Consider the following 26541-nt stretch of genomic DNA (forward strand, 5'->3'; position numbering starts at 1 on the left):
ACTTACGGCCCCTTGCGAGGGCTGTCGAGATGAGGCAGATCGAAGGGATGAACATGAGCCTCGACGACAAGCCCGACAACACAGCGAAACCGCATGACCGGCTCGCGGAAGCCTTGGCCGACGACATGGCGGCGGTGGATGCGCTGATCGCCGAGCGCATGGCCTCGGAGAACGCGCCGCGCATCCCCGAAGTGACCGCCCATCTGGTCGGCGCGGGCGGCAAGCGGCTGCGGCCGATGCTAACGGTGGCGGCGGCACGGCTGTGCGGCTACGAGGGCAATCTGCACCATAACCTCGCCGCGGCGGTCGAATTCATCCATACCGCAACGCTGCTGCATGACGATGTGGTCGACGAGAGCAAGCAGCGCCGGGGCCGCCCGACCGCGAACCTGCTCTGGGACAACAAGTCGAGCGTGCTGGTTGGCGATTACCTCTTCGCGCGGTCGTTCCAGCTGATGACGGATACAGACAACCTGCGGGTTCTGTCTATCCTGTCGAACGCCTCCGCCGTCATCACCGAAGGCGAGGTGCTGCAGCTCTCGGCGGCCGAAGACCTGAACACGACCGAGGACACCTATTACAAGGTGGTGCGCGGCAAGACGGCGGCTCTGTTCTCGGCGGCGACCGAGGCGGGCGCGGTTCTGGCCGGCGCGCCGGAGGAACAGATCGCGGCGCTGCACGATTACGGCGAGAGCCTCGGGATCGCCTTCCAGGTGGTCGACGATCTGCTGGATTATCTCAGCGATGCCAAGACGATGGGCAAGAACGTGGGCGACGATTTCCGCGAGCGCAAGCTGACGCTGCCGCTGATCAAGGCGCTGGCCAAGGCCGACGGCGAGGCCCGCGCTTTCTGGACCCGCACCATCGACAAAGGCGATCAGCGCGAGGGCGATCTGGAGCATGCGTTGGAGTTGCTGAAGGCGACCGGCGCGCTGGAAGAGACCCGCGCGGCAGCCCTCGAGTGGGCCGATCGCGGGCGCGAGCGCCTGCAGATCCTGCCGGAAAGCGAGCTGCGGCAGATGCTGGACGATCTGGCCGATTACGTGGTGGCGCGGTTGCGCTGAGGGGGCACTACCCCCCGCCCTGCGGGCTCCCCACGGGATATTTGGGTCAAGAAGTAGAGGCGCGGCTATGGGGCTGCGCCTTTTGCGTCTGATCGCCGAGCATGCCGGAGGCCCGCCACCAGCCAGGGTGGCGCTGAGCCAGCGTGGCTTCCGCAGCCTGCGCGGCGTCCAGCGTCTCGAACAGCGCGAAACAGGTCGCACCAGAGCCCGACATGCGCGCGAGACGACAGCCGGGGAGCGTCATGAGCGCGTCCAGCACCTCCCCGATCACGGGGGCCGAGGCGATGGCAGGCGCCTGCAGATCGTTACGCTGCGTGGCCAGCCAGTCGATGCAGTCAGGCGCGCCAGTAAAAGTCGGCAGCACCTCGGGCATCGGCGGATTGTCCTTCGAATCTAGCCCCTTGAAGATCGCAGGCGTCGGCACCTCCACACGCGGGTTCACCAGTAGCGCGGGCAGCGGCGGCAGCGACACGAGGTCGAGCGCCTCACCAATGCCGCGCACGCGCTGGGGGCGTGGCGTCAGGCACATCGGCACGTCTGCCCCAAGTTGTGCGGTCTCCGCCGGAAGCGGATGGTCCCAAAGCGCAGCCAGCGCCCGCAGCGCAGCCGCCGCGTCTGACGATCCACCGCCGATGCCCGAGGCGGGCGGCAGATATTTGTCGAGATGGATTTCCGCCCCCTGCCCCGCCGGGCGCGACAGGAGGGACGCGGCTTTCAGCACGAGGTTCGACGGATCGGCAGGCACGCCCGCCGCCTCGGGGCCTGCCACGCTGAGCGACAGCGCGTCGCTTTCGCGCAGCACCAACCGGTCGCCCATCGGCCCGAAGGCCACGAGGCTGTCGAGCAGGTGATAGCCATCGGCCCTCTGGCCGATGACATGCAGCGTCAGGTTGATCTTCGCAGGCGCGAAAGCGTCAATTATTCGCATCGCTCGCGGGCGTTTCGGGGCCGGCCTTGGGGCTATCCTTGCTCGGGCCCTTATCCTCGAGCGGCGGCAGACCCTGCTCCTTGCGCTGCTGGTCCAGACCTACCTCGATCTTGCGGCGGATCGCATCGGGATCGAGTTCCTCGGTGGTCTCCGCGTCGTCGGTCGCGAAGGACAACGCGCGGCGCCACTGGAATTTCGCCTCGCGCTGGCGGCCCACGGCCCAGAGCACATCGCCCAAGTGGTCGTTGAGCAGCGGATCGCGCGGCTCGAGCTCCACGGCTCGCTCCATCTTCTGGGCCGCCTCTTGGTAATGGCCAAGCTTGAACAGCGCCCAGCCGAGGCTGTCGATGATGAAGCCCGCATCGGGACGCTCGGCGGCGGCCTTGCGGATCATGTCGAGCGCCTCGTCGAGGTTTTCGCCCTTGTCCACGTAGGAATAGCCCAGATAGTTCAGCACAGAGGGCTGATCGGGCGAAAGGCGCAGCGCCTCGCGGAAACCCTTCTCGGCCTCGTCCCAATTGCCAGAGCGTTCCTGCGCGATGGCGCGCGAATACCAGACGAACCAGTCCTTCGGCTCGGGTTGGCCGAGCAGGTCGATCGCCTTGTCATAGGCTTTCGCAGCCTCGGCGAAGCGGCTCTCGCGGCGCAGCGTATCGCCCAGAGCGGTCCAGACGCCGACGAGGTTGGGTCGGCTGCGCGACAGGTTCTCGAGCACTTCGATGGCCGCATCGTTGCGGCCCGCGCGCACCATCGATTCCGCGCGCCCGATTTCGGCGGCGTGGTAGATCGGGCTGTCGGGCTTGATATCGGCATAGGCTTCGATGGCCAGATCGTATTGGCCCTGCTGGTCGAGCATCGACGCGGTCAGCAGAGTGGCGTCATCCATGTCGGGCCGGATCATGTTGGCCAGCCGCGAATGCACCAGCGTGAACGTGTCGGGCGCATCGCCGATCAGCGCCTGCGCGACCGAGTAATAGACCTCTGCAACGCCGTCGGACGCATTGCGCACGACGTCGAAGGGCAGCGTGTCGCCCGCCTCCAGCTTGGAGCGGATATCTTTAAGCTGCGGGTCGAGATCCTTGCCGAAGCGATCCTCGATCAGCTTCAGCGCCTCCTTGTTCTTCTCGAGTTGCGAGAGCACCTCGACATGGGCCAGAACGCCGCGACGGGTCGAGGTGATCTTCTCGCCATCTTCGCCCGAGAGGATCGAATCAGCCCCCTCGTAATCGCCGACGAGCGCGAGTGCGAGCGCCTTGTGGAAACCCGCGAAGGCTGCGAGGCCCTGTTGCTTGCCGACCTCGTCGAAGGCAGCGGAGGCGTCGGACATCTTGCCGTCGCCCGCAAGCACCCAGGCCTTGGTCAGCCCGCCCACGAGCGGCCCCGGATCGGCATCGCTGTCGAGCAACTTGAGCGCGGCGCTCCAGTTCTTGTCATGCGCGTCCGCAGCGAGCACGGTCAGCGCCGCGATCTGGCTTCCAGTGCCGGCCTCGACCATCTGCTGCGCAAGCGGCTTGGCACGGTCGAAATCGGCGATCGCGATCTCTGAGACGAGCGTGGCCTCTGCCGTCGTGCCACTGGTATCGCCGCTGGCCATCAACTGGCGGTAGTAATGCGCGGCTTCGGCGAAATCGAATTGCTGCGACGCGATGCGCGCGGCGAGATAGGCCCCCGCCTCCGCAGGGCTCGGGTCATTCGCGGTGTCGCCTGCATCGCCTTTGGCAGCAGCAGTATCGGCAGCCTGCGCGGCATCCTCGGCGCTGCCGGCCGTCGGCGCATCCTGAGCGAACAGCGGCAGGGGCGCGGTGGAGCCCATCAAGAGGGCGAAGAGCGCAAGGCGCAGCGGGGTCTTAAAACTCGGCACGAAACGGTCCTCTCATTCGGGTCGAAATCGAGCGTAACGGGGCGCTGCGGGCATTACAATGAGCCGAACCACCGCACGCGGGAAGCCGCCGTCACAGACACGGCGTTGTGATGGGGGCGAGGAGGGGTGGAAACGAAAAAGGGACCCGCAGGCCCCTTTCGCGATCACATGTTCGGGTAGTTCGGCCCGTCGCCGCCTTGCGGGGTGGTCCAGTTGATGTTCTGGCTCGGATCCTTGATGTCGCAGGTCTTGCAGTGGACGCAGTTCTGGAAATTGATCTGGAACTTCGCGTCGTCGCCCTCGCCGACCACCTCGTAGACGCCCGCCGGGCAATAGCGCTGAGCGGGCTCGTCATATTTCGGCAGGTTCACCGAGATCGGGACCGACGCGTCCTTCAGCTTCAGGTGGCAGGGCTGGCTCTCTTCGTGGTTGGTGAAGGAGAAGCTGACATTGGTCAGGCGGTCGAAGCTAAGCTTGCCGTCGGGTTTGGGATAGTCGATCGGCTTGAAGTTTTTCGCCTCGCCGGTCGCTTTCGCATCCGACTTGCCATGCTTGAGCGTGCCGAAGAGCGAGAAGCCGAAGAGATCGTTGGTCCACATGTCGAGCCCGCCGAGGACGAGCGAGGGGACCATCCCCCATTTCGACCACATCGGCTTCACGTTGCGGACCTTCTTGAGGTCTTCCGCGATCGGACCGGAGCGCAGATCGGTCTCGTATTCGGTCAGTTCGTCGCCCGAACGCCCGCCCTTGATCGCGGCTGCCGCGGCTTCCGCCGCCGCGATGCCGGAGAGCATCGCGTTATGGTTGCCCTTGATGCGCGGCACGTTCACGAGCCCCGCCGAACAGCCCAGCAGCACCGCGCCCGGTACGGTCAGTTTCGGGATCGACTGCCAGCCGCCTTCCGAGATCGCCCGCGCGCCGTAAGCCACGCGCTTACCGCCCTCCAGCAGCTCCGCAACCATCGGGTGATGCTTGAAGCGCTGGAACTCCATATAGGGGTAGAGATGCGGATTCTCGTAGTTCAGGTGCACGACGAAGCCGACATAGACCTGATTGTTGTCGAGGTGATAGATGAACGACCCGCCGCCCGCATTGCCGCCCAAAGGCCAGCCCATCGTATGGGTCACGGTGCCCTCGCGGTGCTTCTCGGGGTCGATCTCCCAGATTTCCTTCATGCCGAGGCCGAATTTCTGCGGGCAGTGACCGTCGGAGAGGTTGTGCTTCTCCATCACCACCTTGGCGAGCGAGCCGCGCACGCCCTCGGCGATCATCACGTATTTGCCGCGCAGCTCCATGCCCGGCTCGTAGCCCGGGCCCTCGGCTCCATCAGGGTTCTTGCCGAATTCGCCCGCGACGACACCGGCCACCCGGTCTCCATCCCAGACGATTTCCGACGCGGCCATGCCCGGGAAAATCTCGACGCCGAGGGCTTCAGCCTGCTCGGCCATCCAGCGGCAGACATTGCCCATCGAGACGATGTATTTGCCATGGTTCGACATCAGGCGCGGCATCGGCCAGTTCGGAATGCGCATCGCTCCGGCCTCTCCGAGGACATAGAAATTGTCCTTCTTGACCGGCACGGTGATCGGCGCGCCCTTGTCCTTCCAGTCGGGGATCAGCTGATCCAACCCGCTGGTGTCGAGCACCGCGCCCGACAGGATATGCGCGCCCACTTCCGAGCCCTTCTCGAGCACGACGACCTCGAGCTCCGGGTCGATCTGTTTGAGGCGGATCGCCGCCGAAAGCCCTGCAGGCCCCGCGCCCACGATCACCACATCATATTCCATCGACTCGCGCGTCACGTCGGTCATGTCTGTCGAACCCCTTGCTGGTCGTCCTAGCTGGCGTCCTGCCTAGCCTACCTCGCGTAACGAGGCAATTGTTACGCTGCGATGCCGCGCAACAATCTTGCGCCAAATTGCGCCGCCTTCCCGAACTGACGAGATCGGCAATTCGCCGCGAAAATCGCGCTGTCCACTTGACTTCCGGGGGTGAGAGCAGATTTAGATGCCCTGAATTGGGGACAGTTCCGAGTTCGGGAGCCTTCCATGGACAAACAACCGATGACGCGCGCAGGTTTTGACGCGCTCAATACAGAATTGAAAAAGCTCAAGTCCGAAGAGCGTCCCGCGATCATTGCCGCGATCGCGGAAGCGCGGGAACTGGGCGACCTCTCGGAGAATGCCGAATACCATTCGGCACGCGAGAAGCAGGGCTTTATCGAAGGCCGGATCAAGGAGCTCGAAGGGCTTCTGGGCCGAGCCGAGGTGATCGACCCGTCGAAGATGTCAGGCGCCGTGAAATTCGGCGCGACAGTGACCATCGTCGACGAGGACACTGACGAAGAGAAGACCTACCAGATCGTCGGCGAACCCGAAGCCGATCTGGAGAAGGGCAAGCTCAACATGAAGTCGCCTCTGGCGCGCGCGCTGATCGGCAAGGACGAGGGCGACTCTGTCGAGGTTCGCACGCCGGGTGGCGACAAGGCTTACGAAATCCTCAAGATCGTTTTCGCCTGACACGGACGCCCCTGCGCGGCTGCCTCTGAGCATGTGCCCGTGCGCCACTGACGGAGAGCCTGAATGGAAGGACCCGCAGAGCAGGACAAGGATCGGTTCGCCATGCCCGGCGGATCGCACCCGCCTGCCGGTCGTCCACGCCTCAAGACACGCTTTCCCGGCGCGCCGGAATGGATCGCGCTGGGGCTGAGCATCCTGTGGGTCTTCCTGGTCGCGGCCTTCTGGTTCTTCGCACCCGGGATCGCGCGCGCCGCGTCGCTGTTTGCCACCGTCAGCCTCGTCGTGGGGATGGCGGTGCCGATCGTGATGGTCTGGGTCGCCGCCGTGACCGCGCGCGCTACCCGCGAGATGCGCGCCGAAACCGCCGCGCTGCGACAATCGATCGAGGCGATGCGTACCGCCTGGCTCAATCAGCAGGCGATGCGTACCGATCAGAATGTCGAGAAGAAGCTCGACGAGATCGCTGCCGTCGCCCGTCAGGCGGAGACCACGATCGCGACCTTCGCCTCGCGCCGCGACGTGCAGGCAAGCCAGCCCTCCGCCGACCGCAAGGCGGCGCTGGTCGCCCCGCCCCCGCCCCGACCCGATGACAGCGAACCGATGCTGGCGCTCGGCACCCCGGCGGAGGACCTTCGCGCGCCGCTCTCGGTCGCCGATTTCGTCCGCGCGCTGAACTTCCCGGATTCGCCCGACGATACCGAGGGCTTCCGCGCGCTACGCCGCGCGCTCGAAGACCGGTCGACGGCAAAGCTGCTGCGCTCGGCGCAGGATGTGCTGAACCTGCTCGCGCAGGACGGCATCTACATGGACGACCTCAAGCCCGACCGCGCCCGGCCCGAACTATGGCGCCGTTTTGCGCAAGGCGAGCGCGGCCGCGAGATCACCAGCCTCGGCGGCATTCGCGATCGCTCGTCGCTGGCGCTCAGCGCGGGCCGGATGCGCGGCGATACGATCTTCCGCGACGTGGCGCATCACTTCCTGCGCCAGTTCGACCGGACCTTCGCCGAGTTCGAGAAGAACGCCTCCGATCAGGACATCGCCGAGATGGCCGAAACCCGCACCGCCCGCGCCTTCATGCTGCTGGGGCGCGTCACCGGCAGTTTCGACTGACGGGCCAGCCCCTCGGGCTTCGCCCTCGCCCCCCGGGGATATTTGAGCCAATACGAAAGGGCGCGGCGGAGCCTTCAGAGCGCGCGGCGCATCAGTTGCACCGAACGGAAATCGAAGACCAGCCGCGTCAGTCGCGAACTGCGCCGCCCCGTCACCTCGAAACCCAGCCGTTGGTACAAGGCGCGTGCGCGCAGGTTCTCGTCGATCACGTCGAGACAGAGCGCCCGGTAGCCACGCCTGCGCGCCTCGTGGGACAGCGCCTCGATCAGCGCGCGCCCGATGCCTGCGCCGCGCAGTTCCGGGTGGACGGCGATCCCGTCGACCATCATTCCGCCTTCGGGCAGATCGTGGGCCAGAAGATGCAGGCAGGCACCGCGCCAGAGCCCACCACCGCGCCCGTAATGGCTGCGCAGATCGGCCCAGCTACCGCCGACGAAGGAGCCGCGCAGCGTGCGAAACCCGACCACCCCGACCAGCGCGCCATCGCCATCGAGCGCCGAGAGCGCGTGGCTCGGATCGATCACCTCGGCGATGAAGCCCAAGGCGCGCCGCTCCGGCCCCATCACGCGGCCGAGCTTGCCGCCGAAGGCCTGCCAGTAAAGCTCCGCCGCCGCTGCGCGATGCTCGCGTGCGAGCCCGTGCCGGATCGACACCTGGGTCACCGGGTCGCCTCAGCCAGATGCGCGGCCGCCGTGGCGAGATCCTCGGGCGTGTTGAGATTGGTGAACGGGTCTGGGCTGCCCTCGAACGCCACCCGCGTCGCCTCCGGGAAGGCCGCACGCAATCGGCGTTCGCCCGAGGCGAACAACTCGGCTATTCGCGCCCGCTCCATGACCGGGCACAGCGCGACGCTCGGGTGGTCGCGACCGGCCGAGGCGGCGTAAGCCGCGCCGCCGGGAGCGCCCAGCCGGGCAACGAGGTCGCGGGGCAGGAAAGGTGTATCGACGGGAACGCTGAGCAGCATATCCGCGCCCTGCTCCGCCGCCCAGTCCAGCGCGCTCAGGAGCCCCGCCAGGGGGCCCTCGCCCTGCCTTTGGGGCGGATCGGGTAGAACGTGGATCGGCGCGAATCGAACCGCCGCACCATTGGCGGAGATCGCGAGCCCCGCCACTTGCGGGCCGATCCGTGCTGCGACATGGGCAAATAGCGGGCGCCCGGCGAGCATCACCATCGCCTTGTCTACGCCGCCCATGCGCCGGCCCTGCCCGCCCGCAAGGATCACCGCGACCACGCGCGGCCCGACTTCTTCGCCAGCGGTCAAGATGATTGCCTCCAATACAATCGCGCGCTTTGCCTTTGCCCGCATCCTTCCCTATCTGTCCCGCAACTGAGAACGGGAGACAAGCATCATGTCGGACATGACTGCGAACGGGACGGCCCCGAAAGGCGCGGTGCGGGCCGCCTATTGGCGCGGATTTCGGCATGGCCTGCCGTTCCTTCTGGTCATCGTGCCTTTCGGCCTCCTGTTCGGCGTGGCCGCAACCAGTGCGGGGCTCGATCTGGTACAGGTGATGGGCTTCTCGGTGATGGTCATCGCGGGCGCCGCGCAGTTCACCGCATTGCAACTGATGGGCGATCACGCGCCGGTCGTGCTGATCCTCGCAGCCTCGCTTGCGGTCAATCTGCGCATGGCGATGTATTCGGCGGCCCTCACCCCGCATTTCGGCAAGGCGAAGACGTGGCAGAAAGCGTTGGTGGCCTATTTCATGGTCGATCAGGCCTATGCGATGGCGGCCAATGAATACGAGGCCGAGCCCGACATGAGCCGCGCCGAGAAGCTGGCCTATTACGCGGGCGTCTGCTCCCCGGTCTGCCCGAACTGGTATGTCGCGACCCTTGTCGGCGCATTGGTCGGCGCGCAAATCCCGCCGGAATTCGCGCTCGATTTCGCGGTGCCGATCACCTTTCTTGCGATGATCGGGCCGGCGCTGCGCACGTTGGCCCATGTCGCCGCGGCGGCCGTCTCGGTCGTGGGCGCACTGGCGCTCAGCTTCCTGCCCTCGGGCGTTGGGCTGATGATCGCCGCCGTCGCCGCGATGGTGACAGGCGCGCAGGTCGAGCTTTGGGTCGCGCGTAGAAAGGCGGTGCGGGAATGAACGGCTATTCGGACGCTTTGGTCTGGGGAATCATCGTCGCACTGGGGATCGGCACCTACTTCCTGCGCTATTCCTTCATGGGGTTTCTCGGCGACCGGCAATTGCCCGAATGGGCGCTGCGCTACCTGCGCTACACGCCGGTTGCGGTGCTGCCGGGACTCGTGGCCCCGCTGGTGCTGTGGCCCGCAGGTACCGGCGGTGAGACCGACCCCGCGCGGATGATCGCGGCCTTCGCGACGCTCGGCGTCGGGATCGCGACGCGCAACACGCTGTGGGCGATTCTGAGCGGGCTCGCAGCGCTTTACCTCTCGCTGTGGCTGGTGTGAGCCGCGGCCTGCGCTGAAGGCGCAGATCGGGGGCTCCAGAGAAGCCACCGAAGCGGCGAACGCGGATTGCGCGAGCAATGACCCGGGGAACCCCCGGTAACTCCATCTTGAGCTTCCAGAGGGCCGCGCCCGACCTCGGGTGGGCGCTTTCCCCGCCTATGGCAGGGTGCTTTATCTCGCAAGCCCGCAAGACACATAGACCCGCGACGACATCGCCAATGCGCCCTCCCCGGGGGAGGTCGGGCGCGGCCCGGGCCGCTTCGCGGCTGATCCGGGCAGCCAGCTTCCAATTCCAATACAAAAAGAAAAAGGCCGTGCCCGGAGGCACGGCCTTCTAACCGTCAAGGTCAGGCGATCTTACTTGATCTTGCCTTCCTTGTATTCGACGTGCTTGCGCGCGACCGGATCGTATTTGTTCACGGTCATCTTTTCGGTCATGGTGCGGGCGTTCTTCTTGGTCACATAGAAGTGCCCGGTGCCCGCCGTCGAGTTCAGACGGATCTTGATCGTCGTCGGCTTCGCCATTGTCTATCTCCTAGCTCCGGGCATCGAAAAAACTACGCACCCGCGGAATCCTTGAAGCCCGCCTTTTAGCGATGCGCGATGCGGAGTCAACCGGCAAACCGGGCCGCAAGCTGAAAATTCTTCGCCCGCGCCCCATAAAGCCGGAAGGCTCTCTCCGCTCAGATCAGCGGCTTGCCCATCGTCTCGTGGATCTGGGCGACTTTCTCCGTCTCGAGGCCCAGCGCGGCAGCCAGATTCGCCAGATATTGCTTCTCCGCCTCGGTATCGACTGTGATCGGAAGAAGCGCTGAGGAATAGACCTGCGACTTCATGTGATCCGAGGTGGCATTGGCCAGAGCGGTGATGTCGATCGGGCCGTCGAGTTCGGCCTTCACGAAGGCGATTTCCTCATCGGAGGCATCGGACAGGTGATCGAGAATGGTCTGCCGCTCTTTGTCGTCGATCTCGCCATCGGCTTTCGCGGCCTGAATCATTGCGCGGATCATCAGCTTGGCCTGATCTTCCATCATCGCGTTGACCGGCGTGCCGGAGGTCACGGCGCCGAGCATTTCCGAGATATTGCCCGCGCCCGTCTTCGCAGCGCCGGTCATGGCGCCGATCAGCGCGCCCAGTCCCGCCTCGGTCGCAGCCGTCGCGGAGGCCGCCTGAGAGCCGAACTGGCCGAACAGACCGCGCACGGTCTCCTTGCCGCCGGGCATGCCCATCTTCTCGGCCCACTCGCCCATCTGGTCACCCATACCGCCGGGTTCGCCCGCCTTGCCGAGCGCGTCCTTCATGCCGTCGAGACCGCCCATCTTGTTGAAACGCTCCACGCCCTTGGCAGCGGCGAAGCCCACCGCGAGCGTGGCCAATGTCTTCACGAAGCTCATATCATTCCCCCGAAATTCGGTTTCCTGTTGCGACAGCTTCGCGCGCGTCGGCGCGCTTGGCTAGAAAAAACTCGTGCGGCCTACAGTTTGGCGATCACGTCGGCGAGCATCTGGCGCACCTGGCTGGCGACTTCCACGAGATCGTCGTTCTCGACCGCCAGCATCGAAGCCACCGGGTCGACCGCGCTGACCTCGATCCCGTTTTCGACCTCGCGCAGGACCACGTTGCAGGGCAGCATCGCCCCGATCCGCGGCGCGAAGCCGATCGCCTCGTAGGCCAACTTCGGGTTGCAGGCACCGAGGATTTTGTAGCGCGGCATGTCCTTGTCGAGCTTGGCCTTCATCGTGGCCGAGACGTTGATCTCGGTCAGCACGCCGAAGCCCGCATCAGCCAATCCCTCGCGCACTTTCGCCTCGACCTCGTCGAATGCCCCGGTCATCACCTTGTCGATCGTATAGCCCATGGCAATCTCTCTCCCCTGTTCGTCTCAGCTTTGTTTGCCTTTGCTTCGAGCGTGGTTAATTCGGTCCGAAACGCAAGTCACGATCATGGCGAGGCCTGTGCTTCAACGCGCGCTCGCTGTGCCGCAATGGCGGGAACCCGTGCGGGTGGGAGCTTGTTCCATGCCCGCGTTTTCTGGCGATAGTGGAAGCGGAATTTGCGCGGACGGCCTGTAAGCCGGATTTTGTCCCGAGGGCTCGCGCCCCCCGTGGATGACCATTCCTCTCGCCCTGCGATTGCTCGCAGGGTCCAGCCGCCAACCCGGATCGCTCGGGGCGAAGCTCCCCTGCCATCACCGCAAGCGGCGCAGCACACGATCCCTATTCGGCGTTGCTCCCGGTGGGGCTTGCCGTGCCGGTCCTGTTGCCAGTCCCGCGGTGGGCTCTTACCCCACCGTTTCACCCTGACCCCGGCCGAAACCGGGGCGGTCTGTTTTCTGTGGCGCTTTCCGTCGGGTTTCCCCGCCCGGGCGTTACCCGGCACCGTTGCTTCATGGAGTCCGGACTTTCCTCGGGCACCCGGCTGCCCGCATTGCGCGGGGCTACGGGCGCTCGCGGCCATCCAGCCATCCGCGCAAGGCAGCAGATAGACATTCGCACTCATGCGGTCAATCGCCCGGATGGGCGCACCGCGCGCGCCCGTAGCCGGGCCGAGAGCGCCAGCCATCCATCACGAGGACGTGAAATTTGCGGAGCGATCCGTGCAATCGCTTGCTTTTCGACCCCGGCACGTCGAGGCTGAGCTTCCATTGAAGTGAAAGGGAGATCACGATGGACAAGGGAGGACTGCGCCTCGGGCTCGCGCTCGCGGCGATGGTTTGGGCGTTGCCCGCGATGGCGAACGAGAAGATCGCGATTCAGGTCAACAGCGCCGACCCACAAGTGATGAACATGGCGCTCAACAACGCGCTCAACATGATCCAATACTACAAGGACCAGGGCGAAGACGTGCAGATCGAGCTGGTCACCTACGGGCCCGGTCTCAACATGCTGCGCGCCGATACCTCGCCGGTGAAAGCCCGGATCGAGGAAATGGCGATGCTGGGCCAGCCGATCCATTTCCGCGCCTGCGCCAACACGCTCGCCGGTATGACGAAGAAGCTCGGCAAGGAGCCTCCGATGGTCGAAGAGGCGGAGATCGTCCCGTCCGGCGCGGCCTACCTCGTCGATCTGCAGCGCGACGGTTACGCCTATCTGCGCCCCTGACGGACGAGAGCGCGGGCAGCACCACGCATCCCGCGCACTCCACTCTGAATTGCGCCCCAGATCGCCCCGCTCGGCCTTCCGTGCGGGGCGGCTTACGTTGCAGGCAGGGCTGTTTGATTGACCCCCCGGCAGGATCGGCTATCCTCTTGACAAACAAGAGCAGTAACGGGCCCGCATGACCGCCCTTTCCGAATATGAGCGCCTCGAGGCGATCGGCATATGGCGTCCCGATGCGGACGCACAACGCCGCGAGGTGATCCTCTCGCTGGGCGACGCGACGCTTGTGCTGTCGGAGGTGCGCTCCGGCACGGCACTCGCACATTGGTCGCTGCCCGCGATGCACCGGCGCAATCCCGGCAAGCGCCCCGCGATCTTCGCCCCATCCGAGGAGCCGGGCGAAGAGCTCGAGGTCGAAGACGAAACGATGATCGCCGCGATCGAGAAGGTTCACGCGATGATCGCCGCACAGCGCCCGCATCCGGGGCGGCTGCGCGGCGTGCTCATCGGGGCTGTTCTGCTGGCAGTCGGCGCGGTGGCGCTGTTCTGGCTACCCTCGGCGCTGGTCGATCATGCCGCGCGCGTCGCACCCCAGGCAAAACGCGTCGAGATCGGGCGTAAGCTGCTGTCGGAGATGGTAAAGATGACGGGCGCTGCCTGTCACAGCCCCGGCGGCGATCGCGCGCTCTCGGCCCTCGCCGAGCGACTGCCCGGACAATCGGCGATCGCGGTCCTGCCGCAAGCGCTCGAAGGGGCGCGGCTGTTGCCCGGCGGGATGACCGTGGTCGGTCGCGACACGATCAACGGGCCGGACACGCCCGAGGTCGTCGCGGGCTACATCATCGCCGCGCAAAACAGCGCCGCCGGAGAACGCCCGCTGCACCGGATGCTCGACCGTCTCGGGCCCGCGGCGGCGCTGCGGCTACTGACGACGGGCGACCTTCCCGAGAGCGGACTGGCCGAGTATGCGCAGGACCTGTTACAGCGTCCGCCTGCTCGCGCCGATGGCGACACGCTTCTGCGCGCCTTCCGCGAGGCCGGGGTCAGCGCGACGCCCTACGCCTACGCGCTCGACCCGACCGGAGAGTCCGTGCTGGGCCTGATCGAGGCCGATCCGTTCAAGGGCCAGCCCGCGCCGAAGCCGGTTCTCGAAGATGCGCAATGGGTGGCCCTGCAGGATATCTGCTCAGCGCAATGAAAAACGGCCCCGAAGGGCCGCTCGATCTTGCTTCGGTCGTCATACTTCCTCAGCGCACGAGCGCATCGGGAAAGCCCGCTCGACGCGCCGAGGCCAGCGCCGAGTTCAGCTTCGCGGTATCGTAGAACGGCCCGGCATAGACCACAGTCAGCTCCTGCGTCTTGGACGTCGCGACCGGCAGGCCCAGCGCCTGCAGACGCTTCGTCGCGGTCGCAACATTCGCGACATTGGCGAAGCTGCCGACCTGCACATATTGCTTGCCGTTCGAGCCGACCGGCGCGACCGATTTGTTCGACACAGTGACGGTCGGCACCACCACGATCCGGGTTCTTGGCACCGGCGGGTGAGAGCTTTCGACATAGACCTGATCGGGCGTCGCGGTGGGCCGTAGCTGCATCGGCGTCTCCTCGGTCCAGCGCGCCCGCATCTGTTCGTTGCCCTGGACGGTGCGTGGACCGCGATAGGGGTTGAGGCGCCCGTCCTCGAAGGCATTCCTCCAGCCGTTCTCCGGCTGGGGCGCGCGGGTTACGATCGGGGCGAGCCCACCGACGCTCACCCTGTGCGACACGCGCGCGCTGTCGCGCGGCGCGGGCGGGGACGCAGGGGTCGGCGAATAGGGAGCGCGCGTTGCCACCTTCGCCCGGGTGGCAGGTTTCGCAGTTGCAGGCTTCGCCGCCAGCGTCACAGTAGGCTTATAGCCGCAGACGATGCCGCGGTCGCTATTCATTCGTGGCACCCAGCGCACGGCACCACCATAGTCGGCGCGCACGAAGACGCAGCCCTCGCTGTCGACATATTGCGGCTCGGTATAGCTTGCCGGGGGCATCTCGGCGGGCGCATATTGCTGCGCCCGCAATTCCGATGCGAAGCCTCCCAGCCCCAGCGTGAGAATTGCGGCCAGACCGACCGCTGCTCCTGCGTTCAATCGCATATACAACCCCTAAACTATCTAGGGGGAGGATAGCCGGGTTTTCCTTTGAGTAAAGGACGTTGCCCTTACTTCGTCCCGAACATCCGGTCGCCCGCGTCACCCAGACCCGGCACGATATAGGCGTGCTCGTTGAGCTTCTCGTCGAGCGCGGCGGTCACGATCGGCACGTCCGGGTGCGCCTCTTTCATGCGCGCGACGCCCTCGGGGGCGGCCAGCAGGCACATGAAGCGGATGTTCTTCGCGCCCTTTTCCTTGATCAGGTCGATCGCCGCGACCGAGGAGTTGCCGGTGGCCAGCATCGGGTCGACCACGATGGTCAGACGATCTTCGAGCTCGCTCGGCAGCTTGCAGTAATACTCGACCGGCTTCAGCGTCTCGGGGTCACGGTAGAGACCGACGAACCCCACGCGCGCCGCCGGCACCAGTTCCAGCACCCCATCCAGCAGACCGTTGCCCGCCCGCAGGATCGAGACCAGCGCGAGCTTCTTGCCCGCGAGGATCGGCGCGTCCATTTCCTGAAGCGGCGTCTCGATGTTCTTCGAGGTCAGTTCCAACTCCGACGTGATCTCGTAGGCCAGCAGCAGGCTGATCTCGCGCAGCAGACGACGGAAGGACGCGGTCGAGGTGTCCTTCTCGCGCATCAGGGTCAGTTTGTGCTGCACCAGCGGATGTTTGACGACGGTCAGATGGTCACTCATGGTCTTGTCCCTCACAGAAAGCTTTTGCCCGGCCCTTGCGCCGGAATGTTCAGATGCGTGGCGAGCGAGGCCGCTAGGTCGACATAGCCCACATTCCCCACGCTGCGCGACCCGATACCCGGGCCCGCGCCCAGAACAGGCACGCGTTCGCGGGTGTGATCGGTGCCGCGCCAGCTTGGATCATTGCCGTGATCGGCGGTGAAGATCGCCAGATCGCCCGGTTGCAGGCGGTCGAGAAATTGCTCCGCCACCGTGTCGAACCATTCCAGCGCGCGGGCATAACCCGAGACGTCGCGGCGATGGCCGTAGAGGCTGTCGAACTCGACGAAATTGGCGAAGGTGAGCGAGCCCTCCTCAGCCTCACCCGTCAGCCGGATCAAGTGATCGGCCAGATCGGCATCGCCCTTGCCCTTGTGCAGATGGGTGATGCCGCGATGCGAGAAGATATCCCCGATCTTGCCGATCGCATGTGTCACGCGGCCCGCGTCATAGGCCCAGTCTAGTAGCGTCGGCGACGGTGCCGGGATCGCGTAATCGCGGCGGTTCGGGGTGCGGGTGAACTCGCCATTCTCGCCGATGAACGGCCGCGCAATCACGCGCCCCACCTTCATCGCATGCAGCGTCGGCGCGAGCCCCTCGCAGAGCTTCAGAAGGCGGTCGAGGCCGAAATGCTCTTCATGGGCTGCAATCTGGAACACGCTATCGGCAGAGGTGTAACAGATCGGCCAGCCGGTGCGGATATGCTCGTCGCCCAGTTCCTCGATGATGTTCGTGCCCGAGGCGTGGCAATTGCCGAGGATGCCGTCGGTCCCAGCGATCTCGCAGGCTTTCGCGACGAGATCCGGCGGGAAGCTGTTCTCCTTGTCCGGGAAGTAATGCCATTCCCACGGCACCGGCACACCAGCCAGTTCCCAATGGCCCGAGGGCGTGTCCTTGCCGGGAGAGACCTCGGTGGCCGCGCCCCAGAGCCCGACAGGTTCAGCCATCAGCCCCGGCGCATCCTCGCCCGAGGCGAGCTTCACCGCAGCGCCCAGCCCCAGACCGGCCAATGTCGGCATCTTCAGCGGCCCCGAGCGGCCCTCCTCTGCCCGTCCTTCGGCGCAGGCCTGCGCGATATGGCCCACGGTATTCGCGCCCGTATCCGGCGCGCCGTCGTTGAAGAAACGATCCGCATCGGGCGCGCCGCCGATCCCGACGCTGTCCATGACGATCAGAAAGGCGCGGCTCATTGCACATCCTCCGGGCCGATACGTTCGTGGATCAGGGGCGGCTCTTCGGGGGCCTCGTCGCTCAGGTCGATCGCAGCCAGAAGGGCCGCTTCGGCGGCATCGGCGTCGCGATCATTCGCGGCATGGATCGTCACCAGCGGTTCGCCCGATGTCACGTCGTCGCCCAGCGAGACGATCTCCCACAGCCCGACCGAGGGATTGATCCTGTCGGTGCCGACCAGACGCCCGCCGCCCAGATGCACCACCGCTTCGCCCACCGCGCGGGTGTCGATGCGGCTGACGAAGCCCGCCCGCGGGGCCTCCACGGCGCGGATCACCGGGGCGGAGGGCAGTCGGTCGGGGAAACGTTCGACGAAATCGCTCGGGCCACCCAACGCGGCGACCATCTTGCCGAACACCTCGACCGCGCGCCCGTTGCTGAGCACCTCGTCGATCCGCGCCGTGCCGTCGACCGCGTCCTTGGCCAACCCCGCGAGAACCAACGCCTCGCCGCCCAGAGCCGCGGTCACGTCCCAAAGCGCCTCGTTCACACCGGTGCCGGTCAGCGTCTCCATCACCTCGATCACTTCCAGCGCATTGCCCGCCGAATGGCCGAGCGGCTGGTCCATGTCGGTGATCAGCGCCGTGGTCTTGCAGCCCGCACCGTTCGCGGTGGCGACGAGGCTCTGCGCCAGCGCCTTCGCATCCTCGGGCCGCGCCATGAACGCGCCCGAGCCGACCTTGACGTCGAGGATCAGCCCTTCGAGCCCGGCGGCCAGCTTCTTCGACAGGATGGAGGCGGTTATCAGGTCGATGCTCTCGACCGTGCCCGAGATGTCGCGGATCCCGTAGAGGCGCTTGTCGGCCGGGGCGATCTCGCCCGTCGCGCCGACGATCGCGCAGCCGACCTCGCCCACGACCTTGCGCAAAGCGCCGATACCGGGGGTCGCGTCATAGCCGGGGATCGCTTCCATCTTGTCGAGCGTGCCGCCAGTATGGCCCAAGCCCCGCCCCGAGATCATCGGCACGTAGCAGCCACAGGCCGCCAGCGCGGGCGCAAGCAGCAGCGAGACGGAATCCCCTACCCCGCCGGTCGAGTGTTTGTCGATCACCGGGCCGGGCATATCCCAGCGCAGCACCTCGCCGGAATCGCGCATCGCCTGCGTCAGCGCCACACGACCGTCGGTGCCGATACCTTTCAGCAGGACGGCCATCGCGAAGGCCCCCGCCTGCGCATCGGAGACCGAGCCGTCGGCCAGACCGCGCGCGAACCATTGGGCTTGATCTGCGCTCAAGCTTTTGCCGTCGCGCACCGATTGGATAATGCTGCGAGCATCCATCAGGTGTTTTCCATATGGCTCATATCGAAGCGACCGGGCAGCAGATCGCCCACCGTCGTATCGAGTCGCTCGCCCTCGGTCGTGGCCAGCGTCACCGGCGTGTCGTGACGCGCGAATTCCGCCAGCTTCTGACGGCAGCCGCCACAGGGCGGGACCGGCGTCGGGCTGTCGGCAATCACGGCGACCTCGGTGATCTCGGTCTCGCCCGCGGCCACCATCGCGGCGATCGCGCCGGCCTCGGCACAGGTGCCTTCGGGATAGGCCACGTTCTCGACATTCACGCCGCTATAGATGGTGCCGGACGCCCCGCGCACCGCCGCACCGACCTTGAATTTCGAATAGGGCGCATAGGCGTTTTCGCGCACCTGACGGGCAGAATCGAGCAGCGACATCGGCGGTCTCCGGTCCGTGGCCGGAGCGTAAAATTTGTCCAGCCGGTTGAGTTCTCCCGATCCTGCGCCGCACCTGCTCCGGATGCAAGCGCTCACCTCGCGCCACCCGTCCGCCTCGCGCGGAGTTCATGCCGCAACGTAATTCGCAGGGGTTGCAATCACTCCCTTCGTGCTATCTAGAACGACGGGAGAATCGCGCGCGAAAAATTAGTTTAGCGCTAAACCAGTTCGGGGAGGATCTCATGGAAGAGGCGCGTCAGGACACCCTGCGTCAGTCGGCACTGGAATATCACGCCAAGCCGAAACCCGGAAAACTGGAAATTCGTGCGACGAAGCCGCTCGCGAACGGCCGCGATCTGGCCCGCGCCTATTCGCCCGGCGTGGCCGAGGCGAGCCTCGCCATCAAGGAAGACCCCGACACCGCGCATGACTACACCGCGCGGGGCAACCTGGTGGCTGTCGTCACCAACGGCTCGGCGGTGCTGGGTCTGGGCAATATCGGCCCGCTCGCCGCGAAACCGGTGATGGAAGGCAAAGCGGTTCTGTTCAAGAAATTCGCCAATATCGACGCGTTCGACATCGAGGTGAACCAGAACGACCCCGAGAAGCTGGCCGAGATCGTCTGCGCGCTCGAGCCCTCTTTCGGCGCGATCAACCTTGAAGACATCAAGGCGCCCGACTGCTTCATCGTGGAGAAAATCTGCCGCGAGAAGATGAACATCCCAGTCTTCCACGACGACCAGCATGGCACCGCGATCGTTGTGGGGGCAGCCGCGACCAACGCGCTGCGCATCGCGAAGAAGAACTTCGAGGACATCAAGATCGTCTCGACCGGCGGCGGGGCGGCGGGCATCGCCTGTCTCAACATGCTGCTGAAACTGGGCGTGAAGCGCGAGAACGTCTGGCTCTGCGATATCGAAGGGCTGGTCTACAAGGGCCGCGAAGCCGACATGACGCCGCAGAAGGCCGAATTCGCGCAGGACAGCGATCTGCGCACGCTCGACGAGGTGATCGAAGGCGCGGACATGTTCCTCGGCCTTTCCGGTCCCGGCGTGCTGAAGCCCGAAATGGTGCAGAAGATGGCCAAGCAGCCGATCATCTTCGCGCTGGCGAACCCGAACCCGGAAATCCTGCCCGATCTCGCCCGCGAGGTCGCCCCCGACGCGCTCATCGCGACCGGGCGCAGCGATTTCCCGAACCAGGTCAACAACGTGCTGTGCTTCCCGTTCATCTTCCGGGGCGCGCTGGATGTGGGCGCGACGACGATCAACGACGAGATGCAGATCGCCTGCGTCGAAGGGATTGCCAAACTCGCGCGGCAGACCACCTCCGCCGAAGCCGCCGCCGCCTATCGCGGAGAGAAACTCACCTTCGGCGTGGACTACCTGATCCCCAAGCCGTTCGACCCGCGGCTGATCGGCATCGTCGCCTCCGCTGTGGCGAGAGCCGCGATGGAGACCGGCGTGGCGACCCGCCCGCTGGAAGATCTCGATGCCTACAAGGTCCAGCTCGACAGTTCGGTATTCAAATCGGCCCTGCTGATGCGTCCTGTCTTCGACGCCGCTGCGACTGTGAGCCGCCGTATCGTTTTCGCCGAGGGCGAGGACGAGCGGGTGCTGCGCGCCGCCAACGCGATGATCGAGGAAACCACCGACACGCCGATCCTGATCGGTCGTCCCGACGTGATCGAGATGCGCTGCGAACGGGCCGGCCTGCCGCTCGATCTCGGCGCGGTCGAGATCGTGAACCCGGAGAACGACCCGCGTTACCGCGACTATTGGGGCACCTATCACGAGCTGATGGCCCGCCGCGGTGTCACGCCCGACCTCGCGCGTGCGATCATGCGCACCAACTCCACCGCGATTGCCGGCGTTATGGTCCATCGCGAGGAAGCGGATTCGCTGATCTGCGGCACATTCGGGCAGTATCTGTGGCACCTGAAATACGTGCGCGAAATCCTTGCCCGCGACGGGCTCCATCCCCAGGGCGCGCTGAGCCTGATGATCCTGGAGGACGGCCCGCTTTTCGTGGCCGACACCCACGTCCATCACGCGCCGACGCCGGAGCAGATCATGGAAACGGTCTGCGGCGCGGCGCGGCACGTTTCGCGCTTCGGGCTGAAGCCGAAGATCGCGCTGTGTTCGCATAGCCAGTTCGGCAATCTCGACAGCGACTCGGGCGAGCGGATGCGCGCCGCGATGAATCTGCTGATCCAGCGCGAGGTGAATTTCGACTTCGAAGGCGAAATGCATGTCGACGCGGCGCTCGACCCCGACACCCGCGCCCGCCTGATGCCGAATTCGCGCTTCGAGGGGGCGGCCAACGTGCTGGTCTTCGCCAATACCGATGCGGCGTCGGGCGTGCGCAACATCCTCAAGATGAAAGCGGGCGGTTTGGAAGTCGGGCCGATCCTGATGGGGATGGGCAACAAGGCGCATATCGTCACGCCCTCGATCACCTCGCGCGGCCTCCTGAACATGTCGGCCATCGCAGGCACGCCGGTGGCGCATTACAGCTGAGTCGCGTTCGCCAGCGAAATTTGCAAACCCCCACGAGGGTGCAAATTACCTGAAAACTCGCCCGCAGTTTGCAAAAGTTTGCGGGCGATTTGTCGCGGTTTCTGCAAATTTTTTGGCAGGGCAACCGATTGTGCGCGGTAACATTCTTGCGTCAGCCGTTTCCGCTCCGTAACACATCTCCAAATTCCTGAGGAGGAGATGTTCGCATGGGCTACAAAGAGGTCTATTCCGCCTGGCAGGCCGATCCCGAGAAATTCTGGATGGACGCCGCCGAGAAGATCGACTGGGACGAGAAGCCCTCGAAGGCCCTGTTTGACGGGAACGCGCCGCTCTACGAGTGGTTCTCGGACGGGATGGTCAATACCTGCTGGAACGCGGTCGACCGCCATGTCGAGGAAGGACGTGGCGATCAGATCGCGATCATGCATGAAAGCCCGATCACCCACTCGACCAAGGGCATCACCTACAAGGAATTGCAGACGCGCGTTGCCTCGCTGGCGGGCGCGCTGAAGATGCGCGGCGTCGAGAAGGGCGATCGCGTCATCATCTACATGCCGATGATCCCCGAGGCGCTGGAGGCGATGCTCGCCTGCGCCCGGATCGGCGCGGTCCATTCGGTCGTGTTCGGCGGCTTCGCAGCGCATGAACTCGCGGTGCGGATCGACGACTGCACCCCCAAGGCGATCATCGCGGCCAGCTGTGGTCTCGAGCCGGGTCGCACAGTGCATTACAAGCCGCTTCTCGACGAGGCGATCGAGCAGGCCGAGCACAAGCCGGAATTCTGCGTCATCTTCCAGCGCGAACAGGAAGTGGCGAAGCTGATCGAGGGGCGCGACTTCTCGTGGCACGGTTTCCAATATGGCGTGAAGCCCGCAGACTGCGTGCCGGTCGAAGGCAACCACCCGGCCTATATCCTCTACACCTCGGGCACGACCGGACAGCCGAAGGGCGTCGTGCGCCATACCGGCGGCCATCTCGTCGCGCTGCAATGGTCGATGAAGAACATCTACAATATCGAAGCGGGCGACCGTTTCTGGGCGGCGTCCGATGTCGGCTGGGTCGTGGGTCACTCCTACATCTGCTACGGCCCGCTGATCGCAGGCGCCACCACGGTGGTTTTCGAAGGCAAGCCGATCGGCACGCCGCATCCGGGCGTATTCTGGCGGATTATTCAGAACAACCGCATCAAGAGCTTCTTCACCGCCCCCACGGCGCTGCGTGCGATCAAACGCGAAGACCCGAATGGCGAGTGGATCAAGCGCTATGCGCTGCACGACCTGCAGGCACTCTACCTCGCAGGCGAACGGGCCGATCCCGCGACCGTCGAATGGGCGCAGAAACATCTTCGCGTGCCGGTGGTCGATCACTGGTGGCAGACCGAGACCGGCTGGGCCATCGCCGCAAACCCGATCGGGATCGAGGAACTGCCGACCAAGGTGGGCAGCCCCTCGGTGCCGATGCCGGGCTATGACATTCAGGTGCTCGACGAGGGCGGCCACCCGGTCGAGGCGGGCCAGCTCGGCGCCATCGCGATCAAGCTGCCGCTGCCTCCGGGCACGCTGCCGACGCTGTGGAATGCCGAGGCGCGCTTCAAGAAGGCGTATCTCGAACAGTTCCCCGGCTATTACGAGACGGGCGACGCGGGCTATGTCGACGAAGATGGCTATCTCTACATCATGGCGCGCACCGATGACGTGATCAACGTCGCCGGTCACCGCCTCTCGACCGGCGCGATGGAGGAGGTTCTCGCTGGGCATCCCGACGTCGCCGAATGCGCCGTGATCGGCGTGGCGGACGAGCTTAAGGGGCAGACGCCGCTGGGCTTCCTGTGCCTCAGTTCTGGCTGCAACCGCCCGCATGAAGAGATCGTCAAGGAATGCGTGAGCCGCGTGCGCGAACAGATAGGTCCGGTCGCGGCCTTCAAGCTCGCCACTGTGGTGGATCGGCTGCCAAAGACCCGCTCTGGCAAGATCCTTCGCGCGACGATGGTGAAGATCGCGGACGGGCAGGAGTGGAAAATGCCTGCCACCATCGACGATCCGGCGATCCTCGACGAGATAACCGAGGCTCTCAAGGGGCTCGGTTATCCACGAAAGTAAGGCAAGCTTATAATAAGCGTCGCTGATTGTGAGAGACGCGAATAGGCACCACTTTAGAAGTTTACGCGAAAGTTAAGAAGCCGCATCCACAATGGGTGCGGCTTTACGTTATTGTTTATGCTATCAAAGATTGATTTGAGAACCGCACCCCGGAATCATCCATCGAGGGGTTATTTTGATGAACCGAGAGCTACCAGACCCCGCTGACCAAGCCCCTCTCGCGACATCGCGATGCGATCGGGGGCCTTTATGGCAGCACGATCTGCGCGCCGCGCTTGCCGATGTGATGTGCGGATTGGACGCGGCGCTCGCCGATCCCGGCGGGCGAGGCATGCATGGGCAACTCCAACGCGCACGCGAAGCGGCGAACGATCTCGCTCAGCTGATCGATCTGGACGACGCGGTGGCGGGTGCGCCCGTGGTCCAGAGCGATGACGCAGCCGATCGGGGCACCCCCTCCGAGACACCGCCCTTGGTCATCGCCGATGCGCTTGAACGTGTGCGCCGTCGCTGGACCAGCGCGGCCTCCGGTCGCGGCATGGCGCTCGCAGTTCATATGTCCCCCGATATTCCGCCGGTGCTGGCGATCGACCGCGTGCCGCTCACCCGCATCTTCGCCAACCTGATGCGCAACGCACTGTGCTATGCGCAGCGTGGCACGATCCATCTGTCGCTTGACTTCGACCAAGCCGAGGGGCTTTTGCTGACCGTGCGGGACGAGGGGGATGGCTTTCCCGCCGAACGCCTCAGCGATCCGGCATGCGCGGGGCAACGCAGCGAGACCGCGACGCTCCGCAGTCCAGAAGGGCAAGGCCTGGGGCTCGCGATCTGCCACGCGCTGGTGGCGGAGGCCGGCGGCCGGATCGAACTCGCCAACGGACTGGAAGGTGGCGCCGAAATTCGCGTGTCGCTTCCCGCCCGTCCCGTCGATATCGGCTCCACGATGCCAGACGCTCCGCTGCCCGATCTCAGCGGATGGAACGTGCTCGTCGCGGACGACAGCGAGACGAGCCGCGCCTTGCTCGAACAGTTCCTGAGCGCGTTGGGCGCGCAAGTGACAGGGTTGAGCAACGGCGGCACCGCCGCTGCCCAGTTATTGACCGAACGGTTCGATCTCGCGGTGCTGGACATCGAGATGCCGGGTCTCCGCGGCACCGAGGTGATTGCGGCTATTCGCCGCTCCGGGCTGCCTTGGGCGGACCTTCCGATCATTCAGTGTAGCGGCCATCGCAGAGCTCAGATGGGTGGGGCCGATGCCTGCCTCCTCAAGCCGATGCTGGGTCTGCAGCCGATCCTGCGCGCTCTGGAAGACGCCGGCTGCACGACGACGGTGCCGCGGGTGACCACACCGCCGCGCGGTCTGCTCGCGCACCTGCGCCTGACCGAGAAGGCGCTGCCGGCAGGGCTCGGGCGCGAGTTGATCGCCGATCTCGAGACGGTACGTCACGGACTCTCGCTCGCGTTGCCCCCTTTCGACCTCTGCGCCCTGCAATTACTTAGTCATAAGCTCAGTGCCGTGGCTGGAGCCGCCGGTGACACACCCCTGTCGCGGCAAGCACGGGCGCTTGACAGCGCTACCCGTCATGGGACTTATGAAGATATTCAAACCCTTGGCCGTGTCGCCCTCATTTTCATCGACCGGCTGATCGCCACCACTCGAAATAATTTGAACACGAAGACTGATTTACAGCATGAGACCCAGTGACTCCGATACGAAGACCCCGGACAGCGAGACGCACGGGGGGACGGACGACCAGCCTTACGCGTCAGGCCGACGCGCGCGGGACGGCGAAGACGCAGAAGCCGATCATTTCCTTCTGATCGAAGATGTCGGATCGCTGCGCGCGATCTACGACGCTTATCTGCGCAATGCCGGCTTCGTCACCCATCTCGCGGCAAGCGCCGAGGAAGGGATGCGCATCTTCCGCGAGAACCCGATCCGCATGGTTCTGCTCGATCTGATGCTGCCCGACCGTGATGGTGATGAGCTGATCCCGGAGATGCTGGCCCTCCGCCCCTACACGGCGATTATCGCGGTAACCGCCGACCGGTCGATCGATCGCGCGGTGCGAGCGATGCAGGAGGGCGCGATCGACTTTCTCGTCAAACCGATCGACGAACCGCGCTTCCGAAGCGCCATCGAGAGCGCGCGCAGCCTGTCGCTGCGAGCGGATGCCAACGATGCGAACGCGGTCGAAGGGACGGTCGGGGAGTTCATCGGCAGCGCGCCGAAGATGCGCGCGCTCTATGCCCGGACGCGCGCCGCCGCCCGCTCGACGGCGCCGGTCTATATCTGGGGCGAGAGCGGCACCGGCAAGGAACTCTGCGCCCATGCGGTTCACAGCACGAGCCCCCGCGCCGACGGCCCCTTCGTCGCGCTTGATTGCGGCGCCCTGCCCGCGGAACGGATCGACAGCGAGCTGTTCGGTCACAGCCGCGGCGCCTTCCCCGGCGCCTTGGAAGACAAACCCGGTGCGCTCCATGACGCAGATGGTGGCACTCTGTTGCTCGACAATATCGGCGAGCTCGCCCCCACCGCGCAGATCAAGCTGCTGCGATTTTTGCAAAGCGGCCAGATCAAACCGCTCGGTGCCAGCCAGGCGATTGACGTCAACGTGCGTATCGTCTGCGCCGCCACCAGTTCGCCGACGGCACTGCTGCAAAGCGGCGCGATCCGCGAAGACCTCTATTACCGGCTAGTGGTGCTCGCGATTGAGATGCCGCCGCTGAGGATGCACCGGCAGGATATCGGCCCTCTGGCGCGGATGGCGCTGGAGCGGTTCGCCTCCGAGGAAGATCGCTGCTTCAGCGAGATCGAGCCCGAAGCGATCGCCCGTCTTGAAGACCGCCCCTGGCCCGGCAACGTGCGCGAACTCATGAACGTGATCCGCGCGACGATCGTCATGCATGAGGGGCCGGTGCTGCGCGCCCATATGCTTCCGGAGTTCGACCCGACGATGGCCGCCGCCGCCGCGCCCGCCGCGCAAGCCGCCGATCCCTTCGCGAACCGCACCCTGGCAGAGATCGAGCGCTCCGCGATCGAAGCCGCGATAGACCGCCATGACGGATCTATCCCGCGGGCGGCGCTGGAACTGGGGGTCGCGCCCTCTACGATCTATCGAAAGCGCGATGCGTGGCTGTCGAAGGACTGAGC

At 65.4% G+C, this 26541-nt stretch carries 24 protein-coding genes and 1 other RNA gene; 11 read left to right on the forward strand and 14 right to left on the reverse strand.

Annotated elements, in window-relative coordinates; genetic code table 11:
- The first annotated feature begins 29 nt into the window (after window positions 1–29).
- Window positions 30–1064 carry a polyprenyl synthetase family protein gene (locus B6V76_RS10460; RefSeq protein WP_233242994.1) on the forward strand — a complete coding sequence of 345 codons (1035 nt, stop codon included), beginning with the start codon at window positions 30–32 and terminating at the stop codon, window positions 1062–1064.
- Between the two features lie 46 nt (window positions 1065–1110).
- Here the strand turns inward: B6V76_RS10460 and B6V76_RS10465 are convergent, their stop codons facing one another.
- The 3 genes from B6V76_RS10465 to B6V76_RS10475 all read right to left on the reverse strand — a co-directional run bounded on the left by B6V76_RS10465 (window position 1111) and on the right by B6V76_RS10475 (window position 5664).
- Entirely contained in the window at window positions 1111–1992 is an 882-nt protein-coding gene (locus tag B6V76_RS10465) for a 4-(cytidine 5'-diphospho)-2-C-methyl-D-erythritol kinase (protein ID WP_088727380.1), read from the reverse strand.
- Entirely contained in the window at window positions 1979–3853 is a 1875-nt protein-coding gene (locus B6V76_RS10470; RefSeq protein WP_088727381.1) for a tetratricopeptide repeat protein, read from the reverse strand. The genes B6V76_RS10465 and B6V76_RS10470 overlap by 14 nt, the downstream gene beginning before the upstream one ends.
- Before the next feature lie 164 nt (window positions 3854–4017).
- Entirely contained in the window at window positions 4018–5664 is a 1647-nt protein-coding gene (locus B6V76_RS10475; RefSeq protein WP_088727382.1) for an electron transfer flavoprotein-ubiquinone oxidoreductase, read from the reverse strand.
- Between the two features lie 237 nt (window positions 5665–5901).
- Between B6V76_RS10475 and greA the strand changes: the two genes are divergently transcribed.
- Together greA and B6V76_RS10485 are read left to right on the forward strand one after the other, a co-directional pair.
- On the forward strand, window positions 5902–6372 hold the full coding sequence (gene greA / locus B6V76_RS10480; RefSeq protein WP_078522518.1) for a transcription elongation factor GreA: 471 nt from the start codon (window positions 5902–5904) through the stop codon (window positions 6370–6372).
- Window positions 6373–6435: 63 nt separating this feature from the next.
- On the forward strand, window positions 6436–7482 hold the full coding sequence (locus tag B6V76_RS10485) for a hypothetical protein (RefSeq protein WP_233242995.1): 1047 nt from the start codon (window positions 6436–6438) through the stop codon (window positions 7480–7482).
- 74 nt (window positions 7483–7556) lie between these two features.
- On the opposite strand, the gene B6V76_RS10490 is transcribed toward B6V76_RS10485, so the two are convergent.
- Window positions 7557–8144 carry a GNAT family N-acetyltransferase gene (locus B6V76_RS10490; RefSeq protein ID WP_240497840.1) on the reverse strand — a complete coding sequence of 196 codons (588 nt, stop codon included), beginning with the start codon at window positions 8142–8144 and terminating at the stop codon, window positions 7557–7559.
- The gene (gene mobA / locus B6V76_RS10495) at window positions 8141–8743 is read right to left on the reverse strand and encodes a molybdenum cofactor guanylyltransferase MobA (protein ID WP_240497841.1); all 603 of its coding nucleotides are present in this window, start codon (window positions 8741–8743) and stop codon (window positions 8141–8143) included. Before mobA ends, B6V76_RS10490 begins: the two co-directional genes overlap by 4 nt.
- An 88-nt stretch (window positions 8744–8831) precedes the next feature.
- On the opposite strand from mobA, the gene B6V76_RS10500 reads away from it, so the two are divergent.
- A complete protein-coding gene (locus tag B6V76_RS10500; RefSeq protein ID WP_240497064.1) occupies window positions 8832–9578 on the forward strand; it encodes an AzlC family ABC transporter permease in 747 nt (248 codons plus the stop codon).
- A complete protein-coding gene (locus B6V76_RS10505) occupies window positions 9575–9904 on the forward strand; it encodes an AzlD domain-containing protein (protein ID WP_075773953.1) in 330 nt (109 codons plus the stop codon). Before B6V76_RS10500 ends, B6V76_RS10505 begins: the two co-directional genes overlap by 4 nt.
- Before the next feature lie 357 nt (window positions 9905–10261).
- On the opposite strand, the gene rpmG is transcribed toward B6V76_RS10505, so the two are convergent.
- The 4 genes from rpmG to rnpB all read right to left on the reverse strand — a co-directional run bounded on the left by rpmG (window position 10262) and on the right by rnpB (window position 12373).
- Window positions 10262–10429, reverse strand: a complete 168-nt coding sequence (rpmG, locus tag B6V76_RS10510) for a 50S ribosomal protein L33 (protein WP_036638206.1) — start codon at window positions 10427–10429, stop codon at window positions 10262–10264.
- Between the two features lie 158 nt (window positions 10430–10587).
- Window positions 10588–11298: a tellurite resistance TerB family protein gene (locus B6V76_RS10515; protein WP_075773952.1), complete on the reverse strand. Its 711-nt coding sequence runs from the start codon at window positions 11296–11298 to the stop codon at window positions 10588–10590.
- 80 nt (window positions 11299–11378) lie between these two features.
- Window positions 11379–11762 (reverse strand): DUF302 domain-containing protein, encoded by a 384-nt coding sequence (locus B6V76_RS10520; RefSeq protein WP_075773951.1) that lies wholly within the window; start codon window positions 11760–11762, stop codon window positions 11379–11381.
- A gap of 195 nt (window positions 11763–11957) precedes the next feature.
- Window positions 11958–12373: RNase P RNA component class A (rnpB, locus tag B6V76_RS10525), an RNA gene on the reverse strand.
- A 197-nt stretch (window positions 12374–12570) separates the two neighbouring features.
- Between rnpB and B6V76_RS10530 the strand changes: the two genes are divergently transcribed.
- Complete coding sequence (locus B6V76_RS10530) at window positions 12571–13005, forward strand: DsrE family protein (protein WP_075773950.1); 435 nt, start codon at window positions 12571–12573, stop codon at window positions 13003–13005.
- Between the two features lie 175 nt (window positions 13006–13180).
- The gene (locus B6V76_RS10535) at window positions 13181–14200 is read left to right on the forward strand and encodes a hypothetical protein (RefSeq protein ID WP_088719533.1); all 1020 of its coding nucleotides are present in this window, start codon (window positions 13181–13183) and stop codon (window positions 14198–14200) included.
- Window positions 14201–14249: 49 nt separating this feature from the next.
- Here B6V76_RS10535 and B6V76_RS10540 read toward each other — a convergent pair whose 3' ends face one another.
- The 5 genes from B6V76_RS10540 to B6V76_RS10560 form a co-directional block, all read right to left on the reverse strand.
- A complete protein-coding gene (locus tag B6V76_RS10540) occupies window positions 14250–15131 on the reverse strand; it encodes an SPOR domain-containing protein (protein ID WP_141104908.1) in 882 nt (293 codons plus the stop codon).
- Window positions 15132–15196: 65 nt separating this feature from the next.
- A complete protein-coding gene (gene upp, locus B6V76_RS10545) occupies window positions 15197–15829 on the reverse strand; it encodes a uracil phosphoribosyltransferase (protein WP_075773947.1) in 633 nt (210 codons plus the stop codon).
- A gap of 11 nt (window positions 15830–15840) precedes the next feature.
- Window positions 15841–17058, reverse strand: a complete 1218-nt coding sequence (locus tag B6V76_RS10550) for a phosphopentomutase (RefSeq protein ID WP_088722294.1) — start codon at window positions 17056–17058, stop codon at window positions 15841–15843.
- Window positions 17055–18377 (reverse strand): thymidine phosphorylase, encoded by a 1323-nt coding sequence (locus B6V76_RS10555; protein WP_088722293.1) that lies wholly within the window; start codon window positions 18375–18377, stop codon window positions 17055–17057. Before B6V76_RS10555 ends, B6V76_RS10550 begins: the two co-directional genes overlap by 4 nt.
- Window positions 18377–18769, reverse strand: a complete 393-nt coding sequence (locus tag B6V76_RS10560; RefSeq protein WP_075773944.1) for a cytidine deaminase — start codon at window positions 18767–18769, stop codon at window positions 18377–18379. The genes B6V76_RS10555 and B6V76_RS10560 overlap by 1 nt, the downstream gene beginning before the upstream one ends.
- Window positions 18770–19011: 242 nt before the next feature.
- Here B6V76_RS10560 and B6V76_RS10565 point away from each other — a divergent pair, with 242 nt between their 5' ends.
- The 4 genes from B6V76_RS10565 (at window position 19012) to B6V76_RS10580 (ending at window position 26539) form a co-directional block, all read left to right on the forward strand.
- Window positions 19012–21288, forward strand: coding sequence for an NADP-dependent malic enzyme (locus tag B6V76_RS10565; RefSeq protein ID WP_075773943.1), 2277 nt, complete (start codon window positions 19012–19014; stop codon window positions 21286–21288).
- A gap of 206 nt (window positions 21289–21494) precedes the next feature.
- Window positions 21495–23387 (forward strand): propionyl-CoA synthetase, encoded by a 1893-nt coding sequence (locus B6V76_RS10570; RefSeq protein WP_088727385.1) that lies wholly within the window; start codon window positions 21495–21497, stop codon window positions 23385–23387.
- A 331-nt stretch (window positions 23388–23718) separates the two neighbouring features.
- Window positions 23719–25092 carry an ATP-binding protein gene (locus B6V76_RS10575; RefSeq protein ID WP_166504578.1) on the forward strand — a complete coding sequence of 458 codons (1374 nt, stop codon included), beginning with the start codon at window positions 23719–23721 and terminating at the stop codon, window positions 25090–25092.
- Entirely contained in the window at window positions 25079–26539 is a 1461-nt protein-coding gene (locus B6V76_RS10580; protein ID WP_088727387.1) for a sigma-54 dependent transcriptional regulator, read from the forward strand. The genes B6V76_RS10575 and B6V76_RS10580 overlap by 14 nt, the downstream gene beginning before the upstream one ends.
- Window positions 26540–26541: the final 2 nt, after the last annotated feature.

It is taken from the genome of Thioclava sp. IC9 (assembly GCF_002213225.1).
Classification (GTDB): Bacteria; Pseudomonadota; Alphaproteobacteria; order Rhodobacterales; family Rhodobacteraceae; genus Thioclava; species Thioclava nitratireducens.

Excerpts from the sequence above, each read along its gene's own strand:
- B6V76_RS10540 (WP_141104908.1), bottom strand. The coding sequence starts at position 15,131 with ATGCGATTGAACGCAGGAGCAGCGGTCGGTCTGGCCGCAATTCTCACG.
- B6V76_RS10550 (WP_088722294.1), bottom strand. The coding sequence starts at position 17,058 with ATGAGCCGCGCCTTTCTGATCGTCATGGACAGCGTCGGGATCGGCGGC.
- B6V76_RS10555 (WP_088722293.1), bottom strand. The coding sequence starts at position 18,377 with ATGGATGCTCGCAGCATTATCCAATCGGTGCGCGACGGCAAAAGCTTG.
- B6V76_RS10575 (WP_166504578.1), top strand. The coding sequence starts at position 23,719 with ATGCATGGGCAACTCCAACGCGCACGCGAAGCGGCGAACGATCTCGCT.
- B6V76_RS10565 (WP_075773943.1), top strand. The coding sequence starts at position 19,012 with ATGGAAGAGGCGCGTCAGGACACCCTGCGTCAGTCGGCACTGGAATAT.
- B6V76_RS10460 (WP_233242994.1), top strand. The coding sequence starts at position 30 with ATGAGGCAGATCGAAGGGATGAACATGAGCCTCGACGACAAGCCCGAC.
- B6V76_RS10515 (WP_075773952.1), bottom strand. The coding sequence starts at position 11,298 with ATGAGCTTCGTGAAGACATTGGCCACGCTCGCGGTGGGCTTCGCCGCT.
- B6V76_RS10485 (WP_233242995.1), top strand. The coding sequence starts at position 6,436 with ATGGAAGGACCCGCAGAGCAGGACAAGGATCGGTTCGCCATGCCCGGC.
- B6V76_RS10475 (WP_088727382.1), bottom strand. The coding sequence starts at position 5,664 with ATGACCGACGTGACGCGCGAGTCGATGGAATATGATGTGGTGATCGTG.
- greA (WP_078522518.1), top strand. The coding sequence starts at position 5,902 with ATGGACAAACAACCGATGACGCGCGCAGGTTTTGACGCGCTCAATACA.
- B6V76_RS10530 (WP_075773950.1), top strand. The coding sequence starts at position 12,571 with ATGGACAAGGGAGGACTGCGCCTCGGGCTCGCGCTCGCGGCGATGGTT.
- B6V76_RS10570 (WP_088727385.1), top strand. The coding sequence starts at position 21,495 with ATGGGCTACAAAGAGGTCTATTCCGCCTGGCAGGCCGATCCCGAGAAA.
- B6V76_RS10560 (WP_075773944.1), bottom strand. The coding sequence starts at position 18,769 with ATGTCGCTGCTCGATTCTGCCCGTCAGGTGCGCGAAAACGCCTATGCG.
- B6V76_RS10500 (WP_240497064.1), top strand. The coding sequence starts at position 8,832 with ATGTCGGACATGACTGCGAACGGGACGGCCCCGAAAGGCGCGGTGCGG.
- rpmG (WP_036638206.1), bottom strand. The coding sequence starts at position 10,429 with ATGGCGAAGCCGACGACGATCAAGATCCGTCTGAACTCGACGGCGGGC.
- upp (WP_075773947.1), bottom strand. The coding sequence starts at position 15,829 with ATGAGTGACCATCTGACCGTCGTCAAACATCCGCTGGTGCAGCACAAA.
- B6V76_RS10520 (WP_075773951.1), bottom strand. The coding sequence starts at position 11,762 with ATGGGCTATACGATCGACAAGGTGATGACCGGGGCATTCGACGAGGTC.
- B6V76_RS10580 (WP_088727387.1), top strand. The coding sequence starts at position 25,079 with ATGAGACCCAGTGACTCCGATACGAAGACCCCGGACAGCGAGACGCAC.
- B6V76_RS10535 (WP_088719533.1), top strand. The coding sequence starts at position 13,181 with ATGACCGCCCTTTCCGAATATGAGCGCCTCGAGGCGATCGGCATATGG.
- B6V76_RS10465 (WP_088727380.1), bottom strand. The coding sequence starts at position 1,992 with ATGCGAATAATTGACGCTTTCGCGCCTGCGAAGATCAACCTGACGCTG.
- B6V76_RS10505 (WP_075773953.1), top strand. The coding sequence starts at position 9,575 with ATGAACGGCTATTCGGACGCTTTGGTCTGGGGAATCATCGTCGCACTG.